The sequence below is a fragment of the Kibdelosporangium aridum genome (assembly GCF_900176515.1).
Lineage (GTDB): Bacteria > Actinomycetota > Actinomycetes > Mycobacteriales > Pseudonocardiaceae > Kibdelosporangium > Kibdelosporangium aridum.
Genome location: NZ_FWXV01000001.1, coordinates 1,474,225 through 1,492,795 on the forward strand (window position 1 = coordinate 1,474,225; position 18,571 = coordinate 1,492,795).

General features: G+C 64.7%; 12 protein-coding genes. 7 read left to right on the plus strand and 5 right to left on the minus strand.

Annotated elements, in window-relative coordinates:
• The first annotated feature begins 14 nt into the window (after positions 1–14).
• Entirely contained in the window at positions 15–1,433 is a 1,419-nt protein-coding gene (locus B9C43_RS06185) for a DUF1996 domain-containing protein (protein ID WP_084425027.1), read from the plus strand.
• 45 nt (positions 1,434–1,478) lie between these two features.
• Here the strand turns inward: B9C43_RS06185 and B9C43_RS06190 are convergent, their stop codons facing one another.
• The 3 genes from B9C43_RS06190 to B9C43_RS06200 are packed head-to-tail and all read right to left on the minus strand — an operon-like array spanning position 1,479 to position 5,913.
• On the minus strand, positions 1,479–3,923 hold the full coding sequence (locus B9C43_RS06190; RefSeq protein WP_084425028.1) for a pectate lyase family protein: 2,445 nt from the start codon (positions 3,921–3,923) through the stop codon (positions 1,479–1,481).
• On the minus strand, positions 3,923–4,885 hold the full coding sequence (locus tag B9C43_RS06195; protein WP_200825434.1) for a pectate lyase family protein: 963 nt from the start codon (positions 4,883–4,885) through the stop codon (positions 3,923–3,925). Before B9C43_RS06195 ends, B9C43_RS06190 begins: the two co-directional genes overlap by 1 nt.
• Positions 4,886–4,896: 11 nt before the next feature.
• Positions 4,897–5,913 (minus strand): pectate lyase family protein, encoded by a 1,017-nt coding sequence (locus B9C43_RS06200; RefSeq protein ID WP_084425030.1) that lies wholly within the window; start codon positions 5,911–5,913, stop codon positions 4,897–4,899.
• Positions 5,914–6,164: 251 nt separating this feature from the next.
• Between B9C43_RS06200 and B9C43_RS06205 the strand changes: the two genes are divergently transcribed.
• From B9C43_RS06205 to B9C43_RS06215, 3 genes are all read left to right on the plus strand, one after another.
• Entirely contained in the window at positions 6,165–8,429 is a 2,265-nt protein-coding gene (locus tag B9C43_RS06205; protein WP_084425031.1) for a WD40/YVTN/BNR-like repeat-containing protein, read from the plus strand.
• A 122-nt stretch (positions 8,430–8,551) separates the two neighbouring features.
• Positions 8,552–9,874 (plus strand): ATP-binding cassette domain-containing protein, encoded by a 1,323-nt coding sequence (locus B9C43_RS06210; protein ID WP_084425032.1) that lies wholly within the window; start codon positions 8,552–8,554, stop codon positions 9,872–9,874.
• Positions 9,871–10,710, plus strand: coding sequence for an ABC transporter permease (locus tag B9C43_RS06215; protein ID WP_084425033.1), 840 nt, complete (start codon positions 9,871–9,873; stop codon positions 10,708–10,710). Before B9C43_RS06210 ends, B9C43_RS06215 begins: the two co-directional genes overlap by 4 nt.
• Here the strand turns inward: B9C43_RS06215 and B9C43_RS06220 are convergent.
• Together B9C43_RS06220 and B9C43_RS06225 are read right to left on the minus strand one after the other, a co-directional pair.
• Positions 10,686–11,489, minus strand: a complete 804-nt coding sequence (locus B9C43_RS06220) for a glycoside hydrolase family 16 protein (protein WP_084425034.1) — start codon at positions 11,487–11,489, stop codon at positions 10,686–10,688. The genes B9C43_RS06215 and B9C43_RS06220 overlap by 25 nt on opposite strands.
• 24 nt (positions 11,490–11,513) lie before the next feature.
• Positions 11,514–14,342 carry a family 43 glycosylhydrolase gene (locus tag B9C43_RS06225; protein ID WP_084425035.1) on the minus strand — a complete coding sequence of 943 codons (2,829 nt, stop codon included), beginning with the start codon at positions 14,340–14,342 and terminating at the stop codon, positions 11,514–11,516.
• 183 nt (positions 14,343–14,525) lie between these two features.
• On the opposite strand from B9C43_RS06225, the gene B9C43_RS06230 reads away from it, so the two are divergent.
• From B9C43_RS06230 to B9C43_RS06240, 3 genes are all read left to right on the plus strand, one after another.
• A complete protein-coding gene (locus tag B9C43_RS06230) occupies positions 14,526–15,806 on the plus strand; it encodes an ABC transporter substrate-binding protein (protein WP_084425036.1) in 1,281 nt (426 codons plus the stop codon).
• A 148-nt stretch (positions 15,807–15,954) separates the two neighbouring features.
• The gene (locus B9C43_RS06235; protein ID WP_084425037.1) at positions 15,955–17,154 is read left to right on the plus strand and encodes an MFS transporter; all 1,200 of its coding nucleotides are present in this window, start codon (positions 15,955–15,957) and stop codon (positions 17,152–17,154) included.
• 15 nt (positions 17,155–17,169) lie between these two features.
• Entirely contained in the window at positions 17,170–18,570 is a 1,401-nt protein-coding gene (locus B9C43_RS06240) for an ABC transporter substrate-binding protein (protein ID WP_235038452.1), read from the plus strand.
• Position 18,571: the final 1 nt, after the last annotated feature.

Genomic DNA, 18,571 nt, shown 5'->3' on the forward strand with positions numbered 1-18,571 from the left:
GAGGTGAGTGGCCCATGGCGCGTATCAAGGGGCGACACCGCATTTCCCGCAGAACGAAGATCGCCACCGGTGCGATCGGCTTGGCTATGGCGGTCGGCGGCCTGGTCGTGGTGACCACCGCGGGCGACCCGGCGGTCGCCCGGGCGGACGGCCCGGACAAGTCGTTGTTCGTCGACATCACCACCGTCCGTCCGAACGTCAAACTGCCACGGCAGCAACAGAACGCGTCCCGTGGCACGTTCACTGTGGACTGCGGCCGCAACGAGAACGGGCACTTCAACCCGGACAACTTCATCGCGCAACCGGGCGTCCGCAATGGAGCGCAGCACCTGCACGACTACGTCGGCAACCTGTCCACCAACGCGGACTCGAACAACCAGAGCCTGCTCGCAGCGGGAACCACCTGCAAGAACGGGGACAAGTCCACGTACTTCTGGCCGGTGGTACGCATCGATCGGGAAGACGAGCAAGCCAACCCGCCGGCCCGTAAACAGGAACGCGATCAGCAGCAAGCCAAGGACAAACAGGCCGGTCAGGCGCCGCAAGTGGACTGCCCGGATGTCGCCAGCCAGCTACCGGACGTTCCCGAGCAGGCGCAGGCGGAGATCCAGCGGAACTTGGACCTGCTCGACACGCAGATCGACGAGGCGAACAAGCGGTTGATCACCTCACAGGGCGAGGGTGGCCCGAACTTCATCCAGAACGCGATTCTGGGACCGCTGAAGGACAAGCGGGTCGCCACGATCGACCGGATGGCCATCGCGATCGGCCGCAACGCCCCGAGGCCCCAAGGACTCGAGCGGCTCGCGCCATGCGCCCTCAAGCAGGGCGGCAACCAGAATCCCGGTGGCGGTGGACAGTTGCCGGACGAGAACGACAACAACGAGCTGCCGGGCAACGAAGGCGAGATCCAGCGCCCGGAGTCGGTCGAGCTGACCTTCCGGGGCAGCCCGGTCGGCAAGGTGACCGCGATGCCGAAGTTCCTGCGGGTACTGTACGGCGACGCCAAGGTCTCCACCAACGGGCCGAAGAACGCCCGTGACTCGTGGACCTGCCAGGGCTTCGAGGACCGCGTGTTGATCAACAAGTACCCGATCTGCCCGCAGGGGAGCAAAGTCAAGCGGATCCACGACTTCCCGAGCTGCTGGGACGGCAAGAACACCGACTCGAAGAACCACCGCGACCACATCGTCTACCCGGACCAGAACGGGAAGTGCCGTGACGGCTTCAAAGCCGTTCCGCAGCTGCGGATCACACTGACGTACAACATCCCAGCGGACGTGCAGCGCAACGGACAGTACAAGGTGGACTCCTTCCCGGAAGAGGAGCACAACCCGTTCTCTGATCATGACGACTTCGCGAACGTGATGTCGCAGAGCATCATGAACCGGCTGGTCAACTGCGTGAACAAGAACAAGACCTGCAAGGAGTGACGACTTGCTCCTCGTGAGCGCCCCTCGCTCACGAGGAGCATCCCGTCAGATCCGGCCGGTGCCCGCGCCGTCGCGGACGATGGCCGGAACGTTGGCCGCACTGTCCAGCGTGTACTGGTAGTACGTGCGGGGCTCGACGACGCTTCCGGCCGCCTCGCACGCGCCTGAGCCGGAGAACGCGTTACCACGTTGCATGATCCTGCCCGGATCGGACTCGGCATAGCCCACGTGACAGGGGAAGGGGACGTTCTCGAAGTAGTTGCCCTCGACCAGAACGCCCGCATCCATTGTGGATGCGACACCGTAGAGGCTGTTGCCGCGGTAGTAGTTGTTGTACACGTGCACGGGTTCGCCGAACCGGACCCGCGGATGCCGCTGTGCTGAGCCGTCGAAGAAGTTGTGGTGGTACGTCACCTTGAGGTATCCGACATCCGCGGTGTAGTTGTCGGAATGACCGAGCAACATGGACTTGTCCGTGCCGCGGAACCAGTTCCAGGACACCGTGACGTAGTTGGACTGGCGCTTGACGTCGACCGAACCGTCGGCGCCAGGCAGGAACTCGTTGTGGTCTATCCACACGTGGTGCGCGGAGTTCGTCACGCTGATCGAGTCGTCGGACGCGTCACCGAATTTGATGTTCCGGATGATCACGTTGTTGCCGGGCCGGGTAGTCGACCCCAGCTGCAGGCCACCACCGCTGATCTCGGCACCGGCGGTACCGATGATGCTCTTGTTCGCCACCACCGTGATCATCCCGTCGAACTGGATCCGGCCGGACAGCATGATCACGAATGGACCCGCGCGCCCGGCGTAGTCCCGCAGCTGTGCGGCGGTCGTGACGGTGACTGTCGGTCCACCCGCCCCGCCAGTCGTCCCGTTCTGGCCGAGGGCGTTGACGCTGGCGAAGCCGTCGACAGTGTTGGCCAGAGCGGACACACCGATCTTGCCGACACCGGCGCCCGCCATCACTGAAGCCTTGACCGAATTCGGGTCATCGAGTGTGTAATTGTAGTAGGCGCGCGGCTCCTGAACAGTCCCACTGCAATCAGGTTGGCCCGATTCGCCCGCGAAGACGTTGTCCCGCGCGACACAACGCCCCGTCGGGCCAGCGTAGTGGTTGCTGACTGGCTCTTCGACATTCTCGAAGTAGTTACCCTCCACGACGCAGCCTGCGCTGGCCTGGCACGCGACGCCGATATCGGTGTTGTGAAGGTAATAGTTGTTGTAGATGTGCACCGGCTCGCCGAATCGCACTCGTGGGTTGCGTTGTGGCGTCTCGTTGAACCAGTTGTGGTGGTAAGTCACCTTCAGCCGGCCGGTGTCCTGTGCGCCGTTGCTGTCGTCGTGTCCCAACAACATGTTCTTGGTGTGGTTGTGGGTGTGGTTCCACGAGACGGTCACGTAACTGGAGCCGCGTTTGATGTCGATCGCGCCGTCCTTGCCGCTGGCCAGGTCGTTGTGGTCGATCCAGACGTGGTGCGAGAACATCTGCACGTTGATGGCGTCGTCGGCCCAGTTGCGGAACACCAGGTTGCGCACGATGACGTTGTGTACGGCATCCGGTGGGGGTGTGGTGACGCTGTCGGCGACGGGCAGACCGATGTTCAGGCCACCGCCGGTGAAGCCGGACGCGGAGCCGACGCCGACGATGGTCTTGTCCGAGGTGACGTCGTGCATCGGACCAGGCAGGGCGATCATGCCGCGAACACAGATGTTCACCGGTCCGGTCCGCCCGATCGCGGTGAGGAACTCCGTGGCGGTGTCCACTTCGACGGTGGGTCCGCCCGCGCCGCCGGTCGTGCCGTTCTGGCCCCAAGCGTCGACCGATGCGAAGCCCGTCGCGGTCCCTGAGGTGTCGCATGTGCCGGGAGGCGGCGGATCTGGCGGGCCGCCTGGTCCGCGCACATCGGTGACGAGCACATCATCGAAGGATGCGCTGGCGTAGTTCGTGGTCACGCCAGCTCGTCCCGAGGCGAATGAGGTGTCAACGGCGCTTGTCAGCAGTGTGCCGTCCACGAAACCACGCAATGTGGTGCCGAACGCTTCGAGTCGCAGCGTGTACCAGGATCCGGTCGACACCGCCGCCGGTGCCAACGCGAGCGTGGTGAACCCGCTCCCGCTCCGTTTGCCGAGGACCACAGAGCTGTTCGCGGTCAACGCGAGGTAGTAGTAGCTGCTGGCGTTCTGGGCCCTGGCTGCAACGGCGACATGGCGGTTCGTGGCGCCGAAGCCGGTCGGCTTGACGCGCACCTGCACGGACTGGTCCGACCATGACAGCCCAAGGAGGGCTCTGGCGTCCGAGCTTGTGCCGGACTGGCGCAACGCCCGTGACCCGTCGGCCACGACCGACCAGCTGCCGCTGCTGGTGCTCCACCCGGTCGTGTTGCCGTCTTCGAAGTCGTCATTGAGCAGTGTCGCAGCGGAAGCGGCCGGCGGGAGTGCGATGCTGGCGGCGAGGGCGAACCCGATCAGCGTGGTCAGTTTTCTCATCACAACCTCCCGACGCCGACGCCGGCGGGCACGATGCTTGGGATGGAGGCCGGATTGTCGAGGGTGTACGCGTAGTACGTGCGCGGCTCGACGACAGTGCCGAGTGTCTGTGGAGTACCCGAACCGACGAACACGTTGTTTCGCTGTACGACACGTCCGGGGCCGCTGTCGCCGTAACCCGAGTAGATGGGGAACGGCACGTTCTCGAAGTAATTGCCCTCGACGAGAACACCGGCGTCCATTGTGGATGCGACGGCGTACAGGTTGTTGGCGCGGAAGTAGTTGTTGTACACGTGCACGGGCTCGCCGAACCGGACTCGCGGATGCCGTTGCCGGGAGCGGTCGAAGTAGTTGTGGTGGATGGACACCTTGAGGTGGCCGCGGTCCTGGCTGGCGTTGCCGTCCGAGTGACCGATCAGCATGCTCTTGTCGGTCTGGTTGAACCAGTTCCACGACACTGTCACGTATTCCGCGCCGCGCACGATGTCGACCGCGCCGTCGACAGGGGCGACGAACTCGTTGTGGTCGATCCAGATGTGGTGTGAGTTCTGGCCGACGTTGATCGCGTCGTCCTCGGCGTTGGTGAACTTGATGTTGCGGACGATCACGTTGGACGAGCGGTAGAAGTCCAGCCCGCCCCCGTTGATCACAGCCGACGTGCCGAGACCGACGATCGTCTTGTTCGGCCGGACCCCTTGCTTGCTGGTGATGTCGATCCGGCCGGACAGCTGGATCGTCATCGGGCCGACTGTGTCGATGTAGTCGAGGAACTGGTCGGCCGTGGTCGCGGTGACCACAGGACCGCCGAGGCCACCGGTGGTTCCGTTCTGGCCCAACGCGGGCACTGCGGCGAAGCCGTCAGCGGTGGCCGCAGGTGCGGCCACCGCGTCAGGCGTCGTGGACGCGGCCACGACGGCGGCTGCCGCACCGGCGAACAGAGTGCGGCGACTGATCCGGGACATTTCTGGCCTCCTCATATTCTGCCGACACCGGCGCCGTTCGGCACGACGGTGGGAACTTCGGTGGCACGGTGGAGGGTGTACGGGTAGTAGGTCCGCGGTTCGACGACCGATCCACGGGTCTCGATCTCGTGGTTGCAGTCGACCAGGACGTTGTCGCTGGCCACCATCCGGCCGAGATCGCCGCTGAAGTCGACCCGGCCCGGGTTGTTCACACTGAAGAAGTAATTGCCTTCCAGGACGACGCCCGCGTTCATCGCTACCGCGACGCCGTAGCTGTTGTCCCGGTAGTAGTTGTTGTAGACGTGGACCGGCTCACCGAAGCGGACCCGGGGATTGCGCTGGTCGGAACCGTCGAAGTAGTTGTGGTGGTAGGTCACCCGCAGGCGGCCGATGTCCTGTACCCCGTTGTCGTCGTCGTGGCCGAGCAGCAGGGTCTTGTCGTGGTCGTGGAACCTGTTCCAGGACACGGTGATGAAGTCCGAACCGCGCTTGATGTCGACGGCGCCGTCGTCACCGTTGCTGAAGTCGTTGTGGTCGATCCAGATGTGATGGGAGAACATCTGGACGTTGATCAGGTCGTCGGTGGCGGCGCTGAGTGACAGGTTGCGGATGATCACGTTGTGCACGGCGTTCGGTGGTGGTGCCGTGATCTTGTCGTTGACCGGCAGACCGATGTTCAGTCCGCCGCCGACCAGCCGGGCGTCGCTGCCCAACCCGATGATGGTCTTGTCCGAGGCGACGTTGTGCATGCCGTCGGTGGTCCCGGTCGGGAGCGTGATCGTGCCACGCACCTGGACGACGAGTGGTTCAGGACGCGCGATGTAGTCGAGGAACTGGGTTGTTGTGGTCGCGGTGACGGTGGCACCCGCCGCGCCGCCGGTCGTTCCGTTTTGTCCCAGGGAATTGACCGCGGCGAATCCGTCTGGTCCGGTCGGGAGCGCGGATGCGGCCGGTGACGGTCCGAGTGGTGGTCCGGGTAGCACTGCAGCCGACGCGATGACTGCGGCCACGACAAAGCGTGTCCACATGGGAGGGTGTCCTTTCCGGTGCGGGGCAAGCGGCCACAGCGGCTGGGGCAAGCCGCGAGCCGCCGTGGCCGCGTCGGCCGGACATGCAGGGTTGTCCGGCCGTGCAACGCGGAAAGCGCTTTCCGGACTTACCGTATGCGGTCCGCTCCGGGGTGTCAACGGGTGTCTTGTCCGCGCCGGACGGTCCGGCTACCCTGGATCTGGGAGCGCTCCCAGATCCTTGTCCGACCACGGCGATCGGAGGACTCTCAATGCGGAGAGCTCTTGCTGGCGCGCTCGCGATCATCCTGACAGCGGGCCTGATGACGCAACCGAACCCGGTGGCAGACGCGGCCGAGCCGTACACCTGGAGCAACGTCGAGATCGCTGGCGGCGGGTTCGTACCGGGAATCGTGTTCAACCAAACCGAACGCAACCTGATCTACGCGCGGACCGACATCGGCGGCGCGTACCGCTGGAACCAGTCCACTGGCAGGTGGATTCCCTTGCTTGACCACATCGGCCGGGACAACTGGGGGCTCAACGGTGTGGCCAGCCTGGCCACCGACCCGGTCGACCCGAACCGGGTCTACGTCGCCGCCGGGATGTACACCAACAGCTGGGATCCCAACAACGGCGCCATCCTGAGATCGAGCGACCGCGGAAACTCCTGGCAACAGACGAATCTGCCGTTCAAGCTGGGCGGGAACATGCCGGGCCGGGGAATGGGGGAGCGGCTGGCCATCGACCCCAACCGCAACAGCGTTCTGTACCTGGCCGCGCCGAGCGGGAACGGCCTGTGGCGCAGCACGGACTCGGGTGCCACCTGGAGCAAGGTCACCTCGTTCCCGAACCCGGGCAACTACGCCCAGGATCCGAATGATCCCAACGGTTATCTCAACGACAACCAGGGCGTGCTGTGGGTGACGTTCGACCCGCGAACCGGCAGCCGGGGTAACACCACGCAGACCATCTACGTCGGTGTCGCGGACAAGCAGAACATCCTGTATCGCAGCACGAACGGCGGCGCCAGCTGGGAACGAGTCGCCGGGCAACCGACCGGATACCTGCCGCACAAGGGAGTTCTCGACCCAGTCAACGGTCAGCTGTACATCGCGACCAGTGACACTGGCGGACCGTACGACGGGAGCAAAGGCGACGTCTGGAAGTTCACCACGGCCTCCGGCCAATGGACACAGATCAGCCCGATTCCGTCGAGTAGTTCCGACAACTACTTCGGCTACAGCGGTCTCACCCTCGATCGCGGCAAACCAGGCACCCTGATGGTGTCCACGCAGGTGTCATGGTGGCCGGACATCATTCTGTTCCGCAGTACGGACAGCGGCGCGACTTGGACAAGGATCTGGGACTGGACGAGCTACCCGAACCGTTCTTTCCGCTACAGCCATGACATTTCGGCGGTGCCGTGGCTGAGTCTCGGTGCGAATCCGCAACCGCCGGAAGTGACACCGAAGCTCGGCTGGATGACCGAGGCGATGGAGATCGACCCGTTCGACTCGAACCGGATGATGTACGGCACCGGCGCCACCATCTACGGCACGACAAACCTCACAGCATGGGATACCGGCGGTAAGATCACGATCAAGCCGATGGTCGGCGGTCTCGAGGAGACCGCGGTGCTCGACCTGATCAGTCCGCCGACCGGAGCGCCGCTGATCAGCGCACTGGGCGACATCGGCGGGTTCCGGCACGACCAGCTTGGCGCGGTTCCCCGGAATGTGTTCCTGTCACCAGTTTTCACGACCACGACCGATCTGGACTTCGCCGAGCGCAATCCAGCGTCGATGGTGCGTGTCGGGAACTTCGACAAGGCCGCGAGGCCGAACGACAACCGTATCGCGTTCTCCACCAACGGCGGCGCCAACTGGTTCCAAGGTGCGGAACCGGCGGGGGTCAGCGGCGGTGGGACGGTCGCCGCGGGCGCGGATGCGAGTAGATTCGTGTGGAGTCCAACAGGTACGGGCGTGCACTACGCCTCTGGCTATGGGAGCTCGTGGACCGCCTCGACGGGAATTCCCGCTGGTGCGAAAGTCGCGGCTGACCGCGTGAACCCGCGGAAGTTCTACGGCTTCGCTTCCGGAAAGTTCTACGTCAGCGTGGACGGCGGAGCGAGTTTCTCGGCGAGCTCGGCGGCAGGCCTGCCGAGCAGTGCGCGGTTCACGGCCGTGGCCGGCCGGGAAGGTGACATCTGGCTCGCGGGAACCGGCGGTCTGTGGCGCTCAACCGATTCAGGCGCCACTTTCGTGAAAGTTCAAGGCGTGCAGGAAGCGGAGAACATCGGAATCGGCCGGGCGGCTCCCGGCAAGAGCTATCCGGCCCTGTACACGATCGCCCGGATAGCCGGTGTGCACGGGGTGTTCCGGTCTATCGACGCTGGCGCCATCTGGGTGCGGATCAATGACGACAAACACAGGTACGGCAACATCGGTGACGCCATTACTGGTGATCCACGCGTTTACGGCAGGGTCTACTTGGGAACGAACGGTCGCGGCGTGATCATGGGAAGTATGTCCTAAGAGGTGTGACCGGCATTCGCGAGGGTTTCTCGCGAATGCCGGTTGACGCCGCCTGTCTGCCATCGTACGGTTCACGTGGTTGAACGATCATTAATTCAACTAGCGGGACCCAGGGGGCAGGTGTGGCGTTGGTGCGCATGCGCCGTGTGGTCCGGCGTTTCGGCGATGCGTCCGGTGTGGACAATGTGGACCTTGACGTGCGCGCGGGCGAGGTGATGGGCCTGGCGGGTGGCCGTGGTGCCGGGAAGTCGGCGGTGATCGACATGCTCGCCGGTGAGCTGATGCCGGACTCCGGTCAGGTGGTCATCGCGGGAAATCCCGTCCTGCTGGCGGCGAGTGCCGGTGTGATGCGGGTGATCCGCGATCCGGACGCGGTGGCGCTTGACCTTTCGGTGGCCGAGAACGTATGCGTCGGTGTCGAACCCCGGAACCGGTTCCGGCTGGTGGATCGACGCAAGTTGCTCGCCCGGAGTGCCGGCGTGCTCTCGGCTTTGGGCCTGCGGATCGACCCTCGGCTGCCCGTTCGGCACTTGTCGCCGGCGATGCGCTGTGCTGTGCAAGCGGCCAATGCCTACGCGATCGGAGCGCGGGTGGTCGCCTTCGACGGTCTAGGTGCCTTCATGCCGGCCGAAGATCTACGCCGACTGCACTCGGTGGTGGACAAGCTGGCCGAAGCGGGTATGGCTGTCATCTACGCAAGCCGGTGTGTTCAGGAGATGCAGAAGATCTGCGACCGGATCACTGTGCTGGGCAACATGAGCGTGGTGGACGACATGCCGTTCGTGTCAGCCTCTGAGGCCGACGAGCCTGTGCTGGAGGTTCGTGGGCTGCGTACCGGTGATGATGTACACAATGTCTCGTTCAGCGTTGGCGGCGGCGAGATCGTCGCCGTGATCGGTGCTGGTCGGTCCGATGTGGGCAAGGCGTTGTTCGGGGCCGCTCCTGTTCTGGACGGTGAGATTCTGTTGCACGGATCACCCCTGCGACTACGCGGTCCACATGACGCCGTGCGGGCCGGCGTCGGCTATATGTCCGATGGCGGTTCTGGTTCCGGCTTGGTCCCGGGACAGACAGTCGCGGGAAATCTCCGGCTGCTGGCGCCGTCCTCGGTATGGTCGCGCAGGGCGCAACAACGGCTGGTGCGGCACGTCCAAACATTGCTCGGTGTCGAGTACCCGAGTCCCCGCCTGCCGATTGACGGGCTTTCCTTCGCCGAGATGCGCAAGATCGGCCTCGCGAAGTGGCTCGCGGCCGAGTCACAGGTACTTGTCATCGATGAACCGGGTACCTCGGCTGACGGGGAGATCCGGTGGATGATCCGGGAGCTGGCCGCCGCGGGTGTGGCCGTCGTGGTCATCTCCAGCGATTCGACCGAGGTGACCGAACTCGCCGACCGCGTGGTCGTGCTTCGGGACGGTTACCTCGTGGGTGAGGGAGCCGCATGATCGTTGCGACGGCAGCCAGGTCCAGGGAAGCGATCCTCGTCGTGCTGGCGGCTGGTGCGGTGGCCGCGCAACCGGGAACGTTACTGTCCACTCCAGGGCTTGTCCGTGCGGCACTGATCGCGTCTGTCGCGATTGGACTGCTGTTCGTCGTCGCTGCGGGCGGTATGGATCTCTCCGCTGGACCGGTCGCCGCCTTCGCGGTTGTCGGACTGCCTTACGGCCTGCTGGTCGGATTGGCATGTGGGCTGGTCAACGGCTTGCTGGTGGCCCGGACCCGGATACCGCCGTACCTGGTGACGTTGGCGACCTGTGCTGTGCTCGTGAGCGCAGGACCGCGAGGGGCAAGTGGGGATCCAACGCGGTGGTTCGGCGTACCCGTCGTCGTGTGGGTCGCGGTGGTGATCGTCATTGCTGCCCACATCGTGCTGACTCGAACCAGGACCGGACTGCACGTGTACTTCGTCGGGTCCAATGCGGACGGAGCACGTCTGTCCGGGATCCGTCCCGGCTTGGTGCGGACCCTGGTGTACGTGACTTCTGGTGTGCTGGCCGCACTCGCCGGAGCGCTGGCGGGACCCGAGCTGTCACCCCTTGGGACCGGTGTGCGGCTCGAATTCCTTGTGCTCACAGCCGTGCTGATCGGCGGGGCAAGCCTGTCCGGTGGCCGCGGCACGGTCATCGGCACCGTTCTCGGCTCAGTGTTGTGCGTGCAGCTGCTCGCCGTCATGGACGTCCTCAAAATCAACGAGTACGGCCAGCAATGCGTCCAGATCGCGGTCCTGTTGCTACTGGCGGCGTTCAACGAACGGCGTCAGGCCCTGGTTCGTCCAACGTAGACGTTGCGGGCCCGGTAGTAGGTGTCGGTGGACGGGCCAGACGCGCCGGAGGACCCCTCCATCTGCAGGTTGATGATGATCCACATCGGTTTGCCCGCGAAGTTCGCGCCGCGGTGCTGGCCGACCCAGTTGCCGTCCAGGTAGTAGTGGATGTCGACATCGGTGGCGTTGACCTTGGTGATCCACGCCCGGTACCCGTGCCACGCGCCAGGGTTCGAGACGTTGACGATGGTGTTGGACCACCCGCCGATCGCGTTGCGGTATGTGTTGAACCAGTTGCGGGCGTCCCCTTTGTACTCGAGGATGTCGCTTTCCGGCGGCCAGCTCGTGGCTCCGGTAAGCCAGAACGCAGGCCACGTGCCGCGCGCCGACGGGGCCTGGAACTCGCCTTTGACTTCCCAGTTCGGGAACTGGTCGGTGACTGTGACGTGCTGGCGGGCGTGGATGGCGCCGGAGTGGTAGCGGATGGGCAGGTATGGATCGTGCGAGCTGTTGCCCTCGTTCCAGGAGATCCGAGTGGCCTTGAGCACCAGAACGCCGTTGCTTTCCAGGTAGACGTGGTTGTGATCCGAGGCGCTGGCGTACATCCGGGCCGAGCCGTTGTGGTCCGACCCCCACGGATAGCGGTAGTTCCATGCGGCTTGCAGCGTCGAGTAGTTCGCGAACGAACCGCTGATCACCGTCTCCCAAGTCGCCGCCGCTGCCGGCTGGGTGCCGATGGCCGCGCCAAGCAGGCCACCGCACCCGGCGGCCAAGAACGCCCGTCGGTTATGCGTCATTGCATGGGACCTTTCGTTGCAGGGTTACCCGATCGGCCTCCGCTCAATGCTCTCGAGCGTCGGTACGACCGGGACGATCGTGCCGTCCGGGTTGAACTTCAGCTTGTCGATTGTGGACTCGCGGTGGGTCCCGTCGCCGCCGGGAATGGCGAACCGGTGGTACGCGATGTACCACTCGTCGGTGCTAGGGATCTGCAGCATCGAGCTGTGGCCAGTGCCTTTGATGCCCAGTGACAAGTCCTTGCGCAGGATCTCGCCGCGGTTGGTGAACGGTCCGGTCGGGCTGTTGCCGGTGGCGTACGCGACGCGGTAGTTCTCGCTACGGGTGTCGTCGATGGACCAGCTCAGGTAGTAGGTTCCGTTGCGCTTGACCATGAACAAGCCTTCGCGGAAATCCGTCAAGCCGGTGATCCGCGTTACTTTGGCTTGGTCGAAGGAGACCATGTCATTGTTCAGCGGTACGACGTACGCCGAGCCGTTGCCCCAGTAGAGGTATGCCTGACCGTCGTCGTCAGTGAACACCGCTGGGTCGATGGCCTGGCCGCTGTCAGGATTGCGGCTGACCAACGGTTGTCCGGAGTCGACGAACGGGCCGGTTGGCGAGTCGCTGACAGCCACGCCGATCTTGGCCTCGGCGCAGAAGTAGAAGTAGTACTTGCCGTTCCGGTGCGCGATTCCCGGTGCCCAGGCGTTGTTGTCCGCCCATGAGACGCCGGGACCCAGATCCAGGGCCACGCCGTGATCGATCCAGCTCACCAGGTCCTTGGAGGACCACACCTTGAACGTCGTGCTGCCCCAGTTCGGGAACCCGTCAGTGGTGGCGTACATGTAGTACGTGTCACCGAACACCGCGATGTTGGGATCGGCGTTCAGCCCTGGTGGCAACGGACTGCGCATTTCCCGGGCGCTGACCGTCCAAACGCGAGTGTTGCCGCGCGGCGCGATCACGCGGTACGGCACAGGTTTGCTGAGATCCACGTACTGGCCACTGCTCGGCCGGATCGACGCGCCGGGGGCGAGTTCGAAAGACGGGGCCAGGCGGCGGATATCCGTCCCTGGCTTGACAGGCAGCACGACGGTTCCGGCGGTCGTGTCGATGATGGCGGGCACCTTCAGCTCGGGCATGGTGACCGACCGGATCGTCGTGATGTTGCTCGGCAGAGCGGCGATCTCGGCGGCGGTCAGCGCCCGTTTGTAGAGCCGGACGTCCTTCATCCTGCCCTGGAAGTACTTGTCCGCGGTGTACAGCGAGCGGCCCAGGTAATTCGCCGCCGTACGACCGCCACCGATGTCCGACGGCTTCAAACTCACGGTCTCATTGCGGGCGACCACTTGTCCGTCCAGATAGAGCACGGCTTTGCCGTCACCGAGGGTGTACGCGATGTTGTGCCACGAACCTCTGGACAAGCCGGTTGACGCGGCGGTTTGTTGTTCGGAACGCCAGTCCCCGCTGGATATCGCGGAGCGCAGACCGCTGTCGGAACTGCCGCCGGTACTGAACAAATACCCGTTTCCAGTACCCGACGATCCGGTGTTGCCGAAGCCGTACAAGAAGTACGGTGTCTGCTGAGCCGGGTCGACATACACGTCCGCGGAAACCGTGACCGAGTCCACGCCGGACAGCATGTTGTCGGGCAGATCGACGAAGCCGTTCGTACCACCGAATGACAGCGATCCGTTCGACCACCTCACGTCGCCGGAAAGTGCTCCGTCGTAACCGTGACCGGTGATGTCCTTGGCAGTCTTGCCTGACCCCGCGTTGAGCGGCCAGTGAGCGACAAGGCCGTTGCGGTCCGCCTTCACCGGCGGCACGGGGCCTCCGGTGAGCCGGTCGTGTTCCTTCTTGGTGACGGGCAGGACGGTGCCGTGTCGTGGTGACGCCGGGAGTTGGGCACCGGCCGACATCGTCCACTTGCCCGTCGCCAGGTCAGTGGTCTCGAACGGGACGTAACCACGGCCGCCGAACTCGTCGATGAACATGTACCACTTGTTCTCGGTGTTCGACTTGAACACCGTCGGGCCTTCACCGCGACTGATGTCCGGCTTGCCGATGCATTCGCTGATGAAGTCGTACGAGGTGTCCAGCAGGTCAGTCGACTTCTCGGCGACGATAAACTTGCTGCACGGGCTGGACGAACTCGGATCCCGCTCGTCCTTTGTGTACCGGTAGTAGGTGCCCTGGTGCTCGATGACGGTCGAGTCGATCACCGAGTATCCCGGGTCCACCCAGACCTTCGCCTCGCTGAACGTCACGAAGTCGCGAGTGGTCGCGTACATCATCCGGTTGTAGCTGGAGCCGGTGTGCCCAGGGTCGTTCTCGGCGTACAGTTTGGACGCCCAGAAAACCACGTACTCGCCGCGTTTGCTGTCCCAGTACGCTTCCGGCGCCCAGGTGTTGCCCGCAGTGGGTGGTGAGACCTGTACGGAGCGCTGCGTCGACCAGTTGACCAGGTCGCGCGACTCCCAGACCATGATCGACCTGCTGCCGTGCCGTTGCGCCTTGTCCCAGTCGCCGTTGCCGTAGATCTTCAGATCAGTGGCCAGCAGGTAGAACTTGTCGCCTTCGGGAGCGCGGATGATGAACGGGTCGCGCACGCCCTTGTCGCCCAGTGTCGAGGTGAGCACCGGCTGGCCGTCGTTGCGTTCGTCGAACTTCAGCGGGTCGTTGCCACGACTCGTGGCAAGGTAGATCTGCTCGCCGTTCGCGGTGCCCTCACCGGTGAAGTAGAAGAACGCGTACCCCGCATAGGGTTCCTGCGCCGGTTGCGGTACGGCGGCGGCTGGCGCGGCGAGCAGGCCACAAATCAGGGCCATGCCCAGCGCAGCCGCCAGCCTGCTGAATCGACGGGTCATCGTTGATCCCTTTCCCGACAGCAGTGTTATCGCTAACATCCAGCGAGGGTGCCTCGACCGTAGAGACGCCGACGCGAACGGTCAAGACGTATGTACGCACAGTTGTGCTCGGCGCGGACGTGGTCCTATGGTGTTTCGAAGCGCTTCGACAGTCCGTTCACCGTTGTGCGGAGGAGAGGCCGGATGTCCAAGCGAGTTCTCGCAATCGCGTTGACGGCCGTACTGGCGATCGCCGGATGTGGATCGGGCGACCAGGCCGACGGCCCGAGGACGTTGAAGCTCTGGCACTACGAGGGCCCCGACAGTGCGATGGGTGTGGCGTGGGCCGAGGCGATCAAGCAGTTCGAGGCCATGTATCCCGGGGTGAAGATCGCCTTTGAGGAGAAGGGGTTCGAACAGATCCAGAAGACGGCGCCGATGGTGCTGAACTCCAGCGACGCGCCGGATGTGATGGAGTACAACAAGGGCAACGCGACGGCTGGCCTGCTGTCCAAACAAGGACTGCTGACCGACATCAGTGACGAGGTGACCAAGCGGGGCTGGGACAAGCATCTCGGTCCGGGGATCCAGACCACGGCTCGTTATGACGAGAAGGGTGTGATGGGGTCTGGCAAGTGGTTCGGTGTGCCGAATTATGCCGAGTACGTGATGGTTTTCTACAACAAGGACATGTTCGCCCGGCAGGGCATCGCGGTGCCGACCTCGATCGCGGAGCTGACGGCGGCGATGGACAAGTTCGTCGCGGCCGGTGTGACCCCGTTGGCGGTCGGGGGTGCGGAGTATCCGGCGCACCAGATCATGTACCAGTTGGCGCTGTCGAAGGCGAACAAGGATTGGGTGGATCGGTTCCAGCGGTACACCGGTCCGGTGGATTTCCATGACGCGGCGTGGATGCATGGGGCCAGTACGTTCGCTGACTGGGTGGACAAGCGGTATGTCAGCAAGGACTCGGCGGGGGTGAAGGCCGAGGACATGGGTGTGTCGTTCATGCAGGGCAAGCATCCGATCATGATCAGTGGCAGTTGGTGGTACGGCAGGCTGGCTTCGGGGATCAAGGATTTCCAGTGGGGGTCGTTCCTGTGGCCGGGGCTGACGGCGGGGTCCGCGGGCAACATGTGGGTGGTTCCGGCGGGGTCGAAGAACAAGGAATTGGCGTACGACTTCATTCAGATCACGATGTCGCCGCAGATTCAGGACAAGTTGCGTGATGCGGGTGGTGTGCCGCTTGTGGACACTGGTTCGGCGTCGAGTGCGGCGCCGCAGTTGAAGGAAGTGGCGGAGAATTTCAAGACGTTGGCCGCGCAGGATCGGTTGGCGTTCTATCCGGACTGGCCGGCGCCGGGTTATTACGATGTGCAGGTTTCGGCGGTGCAGAAGCTGATCACCGGCACGGCGACGCCGCATCAGGTGATGGACGAGATAGCCAAGCCCTACCAGGAGAACCTGGCGAACGTCGGCAAATGACCCTTCACGCACGGGGATAGGACACCAGGCTCGGCGGAACCCCAGTCGCCCGCACGCCCGAGCGTGGGCTTGATCACCTCAGACTCGACACGATAATGAAAACCGTTACGGTGTTCGCGTTATCAACCGTCGAGTCCGGGGGAGTTCGGTGACCGGGTCTGTCAGCACGCGTCGCAAGACGCTGGCGCGGTTCGGCGAACTGGCGCCTGTCGTGCGGCTTCTGGTCGTCACCCAGTTGCTGTTCAACATCGGGTTCTTCCTGGTCCTGCCGTATCTGGCCGGTCACCTCGTCGAGGACCTGGCGTTGGCGGGCTGGCTCGTCGGGCTCGTACTCGGCCTGCGGACGTTCAGCCAGCAGGGCCTGTTCCTCGTCGGTGGCACGCTGACCGACCGGTTCGGTGCGAAGCCGGTGATCCTCGCCGGGTGTGCTGTCCGGGTCGCCGGGTTTGTGTTGCTGGCCGTGTCCGAGACGCTGCCCGGTGTGCTCGCGGGTGCTGTGCTCACCGGCTTCGCGGGTGCGCTGTTCTCGCCGGCTGTCGAAGCATCACTGGCCCGGGAAGCGGGCCCGCAGTTACGCGGAACGGCGTTCGCGATGCTCGCGGTGTGCGGGCAGATAGGTGCGGTCACGGGACCGTTGCTCGGTGCTCTCGTGCTGACGGACTTCGGCCTCGCGTGTTGGGTCGCGGCTGGCCTGTTCGTGCTTATCGCGATCGGTCATGCCTGGCTGTTGCCGTACCGGCCGGGGGAGCACGCGTCGGAACCGGTGCTGGCGGGCTGGCGTGAGGTGTTCGGCAACCGGGTGTTCGTCGTGTTCGCGGTGGCGTATTCCGGATATCTGGTGTCGTACAACCAGCTTTATCTCGCCTTGCCCAGTGAACTGCGGTCCGTGACCGGAGGTGAGGCCGCTCTCGGTTGGCTGTTCGCGTTGGCCTCCTTGATCATCGTGTTCGGTCAGTTGCCGACCACCGCGATCGCTCGGCGCGTATTGGGTCCCGGGCGCGCTGTCGCAGCCGGATTTGTGCTTATGGCGGCCGCTTTCGCGGTTGTGGCGGTGCCGTTGCCCGGTTTGCTGCCCGCCGTCCTGCTGGTCGTTCTGTTGACTCTTGGGCAGATGCTCGCGGTGCCCTTCGCGCAGGAGCTGGTGCCGGCGCTCGCTGGGGAACGCCGGTTGGGGGCCCACTTCGGGTTTCTGTCGTCGGTGGGTGGCGTGGCGGTGCTGATCGGCAGTACTGCCAGCGGTGCCGTCCTCGGTCTCGGGCCGGTCGCCTGGCTGTTGCTCGCGCTCGTCCCTCTCGGTGGTGCCGTTGTGCTCGCCGTTCTCGTATCCCGCGGTGTTCTGGTCCGCTGACAGAAGGTGGTTCTCTTGGTTCGGATAGTCGCGTTCCTGCTTGCCGTCGGAATGCTGGCGACAGGGTGTTTCGCCGGCTCGGCAACGAATGGCGATGGCAGGTTGCGTGTGGTGCTGCCGTTCCCGCCTGCGCAGGCCATGTCGCCGTGGGGTGACGACGCTCTGTTGCTGACCAGGCTTGGCATCGCGGAGCCGTTGGTGGAACTGGACGCGGGTGGCAAGCCGGTGCCGGGCCTGGCCGAAAGCTGGACCAGGGTGGACGCGACGACGTGGCGTTTTCGCGTGCGCAGCGGCGTGAAGTTCCATGACGGAACCACTCTGACAACGCAGCACGTCGTCGACGCGCTCACCAAGGCGGCGTCGGCGAGCCCGGTTCCCCGGGCCGTCAAGGGGCTTGGGCTTACCGTGAAGGCGGACGGAGACCGCGATGTCGTTGTGGCCACGACCAAGCCGGATGCGATGTTGCCGCAACGGCTGTCGTCGCCGAACCTGGTGATCCTCGCTGGCAGTGCGGGCACCGGTCCGTTCGCGTTGAAGTCCCTGCAAGGCAAGGACAGTGCAGTGCTGGACGCCTTCGCCCAGCACTGGGCGGGCGCGCCACAAGCGTCCGGTGTGGACGTCAGGTTCGTGCCGGACGGCACTGCCCGTGCTGCCGCGCTGAGGGCCGGTGAGGCCGACGTCGTGCACGCGCTGCCAGTCGCGGCGGCGGCGAGCCTTGACGCGCGCCAACTGCTCGAAGTGCCGTTGCCCAGGACGGTCTCGTTGCACCTCAACACGTCGAAGCCGCCGTTCGCGGACGCTGGCCTTCGGGCCGCTGCCCGGAGCACGGTCGACCCGGGCGCGCTCGCGCAAGGTGTGTACGAGGGCCGCGCGGATGTTGCCCGGGGCATCTACGGCCCGGCCAGTCCGTGGGCGGGGCAACGGACCATCAACCACCCGACTGCCCCTGCGACACCGTCAGGGCAGAAGATCGTCCTTGCCACGTACGGCGACCGCGCGGAACTGCCCGAGGTCGCGAGTGTGATCGCGGAAGCGCTGCGGGCCAAGGGGTTTGTTGTCGAGCAGGTGGTGCGCGAATACAGCCTGCTGGAACCGGACCTGCTCGCGGGCAAGTTCGACGCCGTCGTCTCCACCCGCTCCTATCTGCTCGACACCGGCGATCCGTTCACCTACCTGGCGACGGACATGACGTGCGGCGGCAGCTACAACCTCGCACGGCTCTGCGATCCCGCGGTCGACGCGGCCGTCGGACAGGGCGAGGACCCGCTCAAGGTGGAGGCCGCTGTTCTCGCGACCGACGCGCTCGTCCCGCTGGTGCACGAACGCGCTCGGATCGGTGTGGCTTCAGGTGTCACGGAGGTGGCCAGCGACTCGTTCGAACGACACCTCATCACCAAGGCGACTCGACGATCGTGAT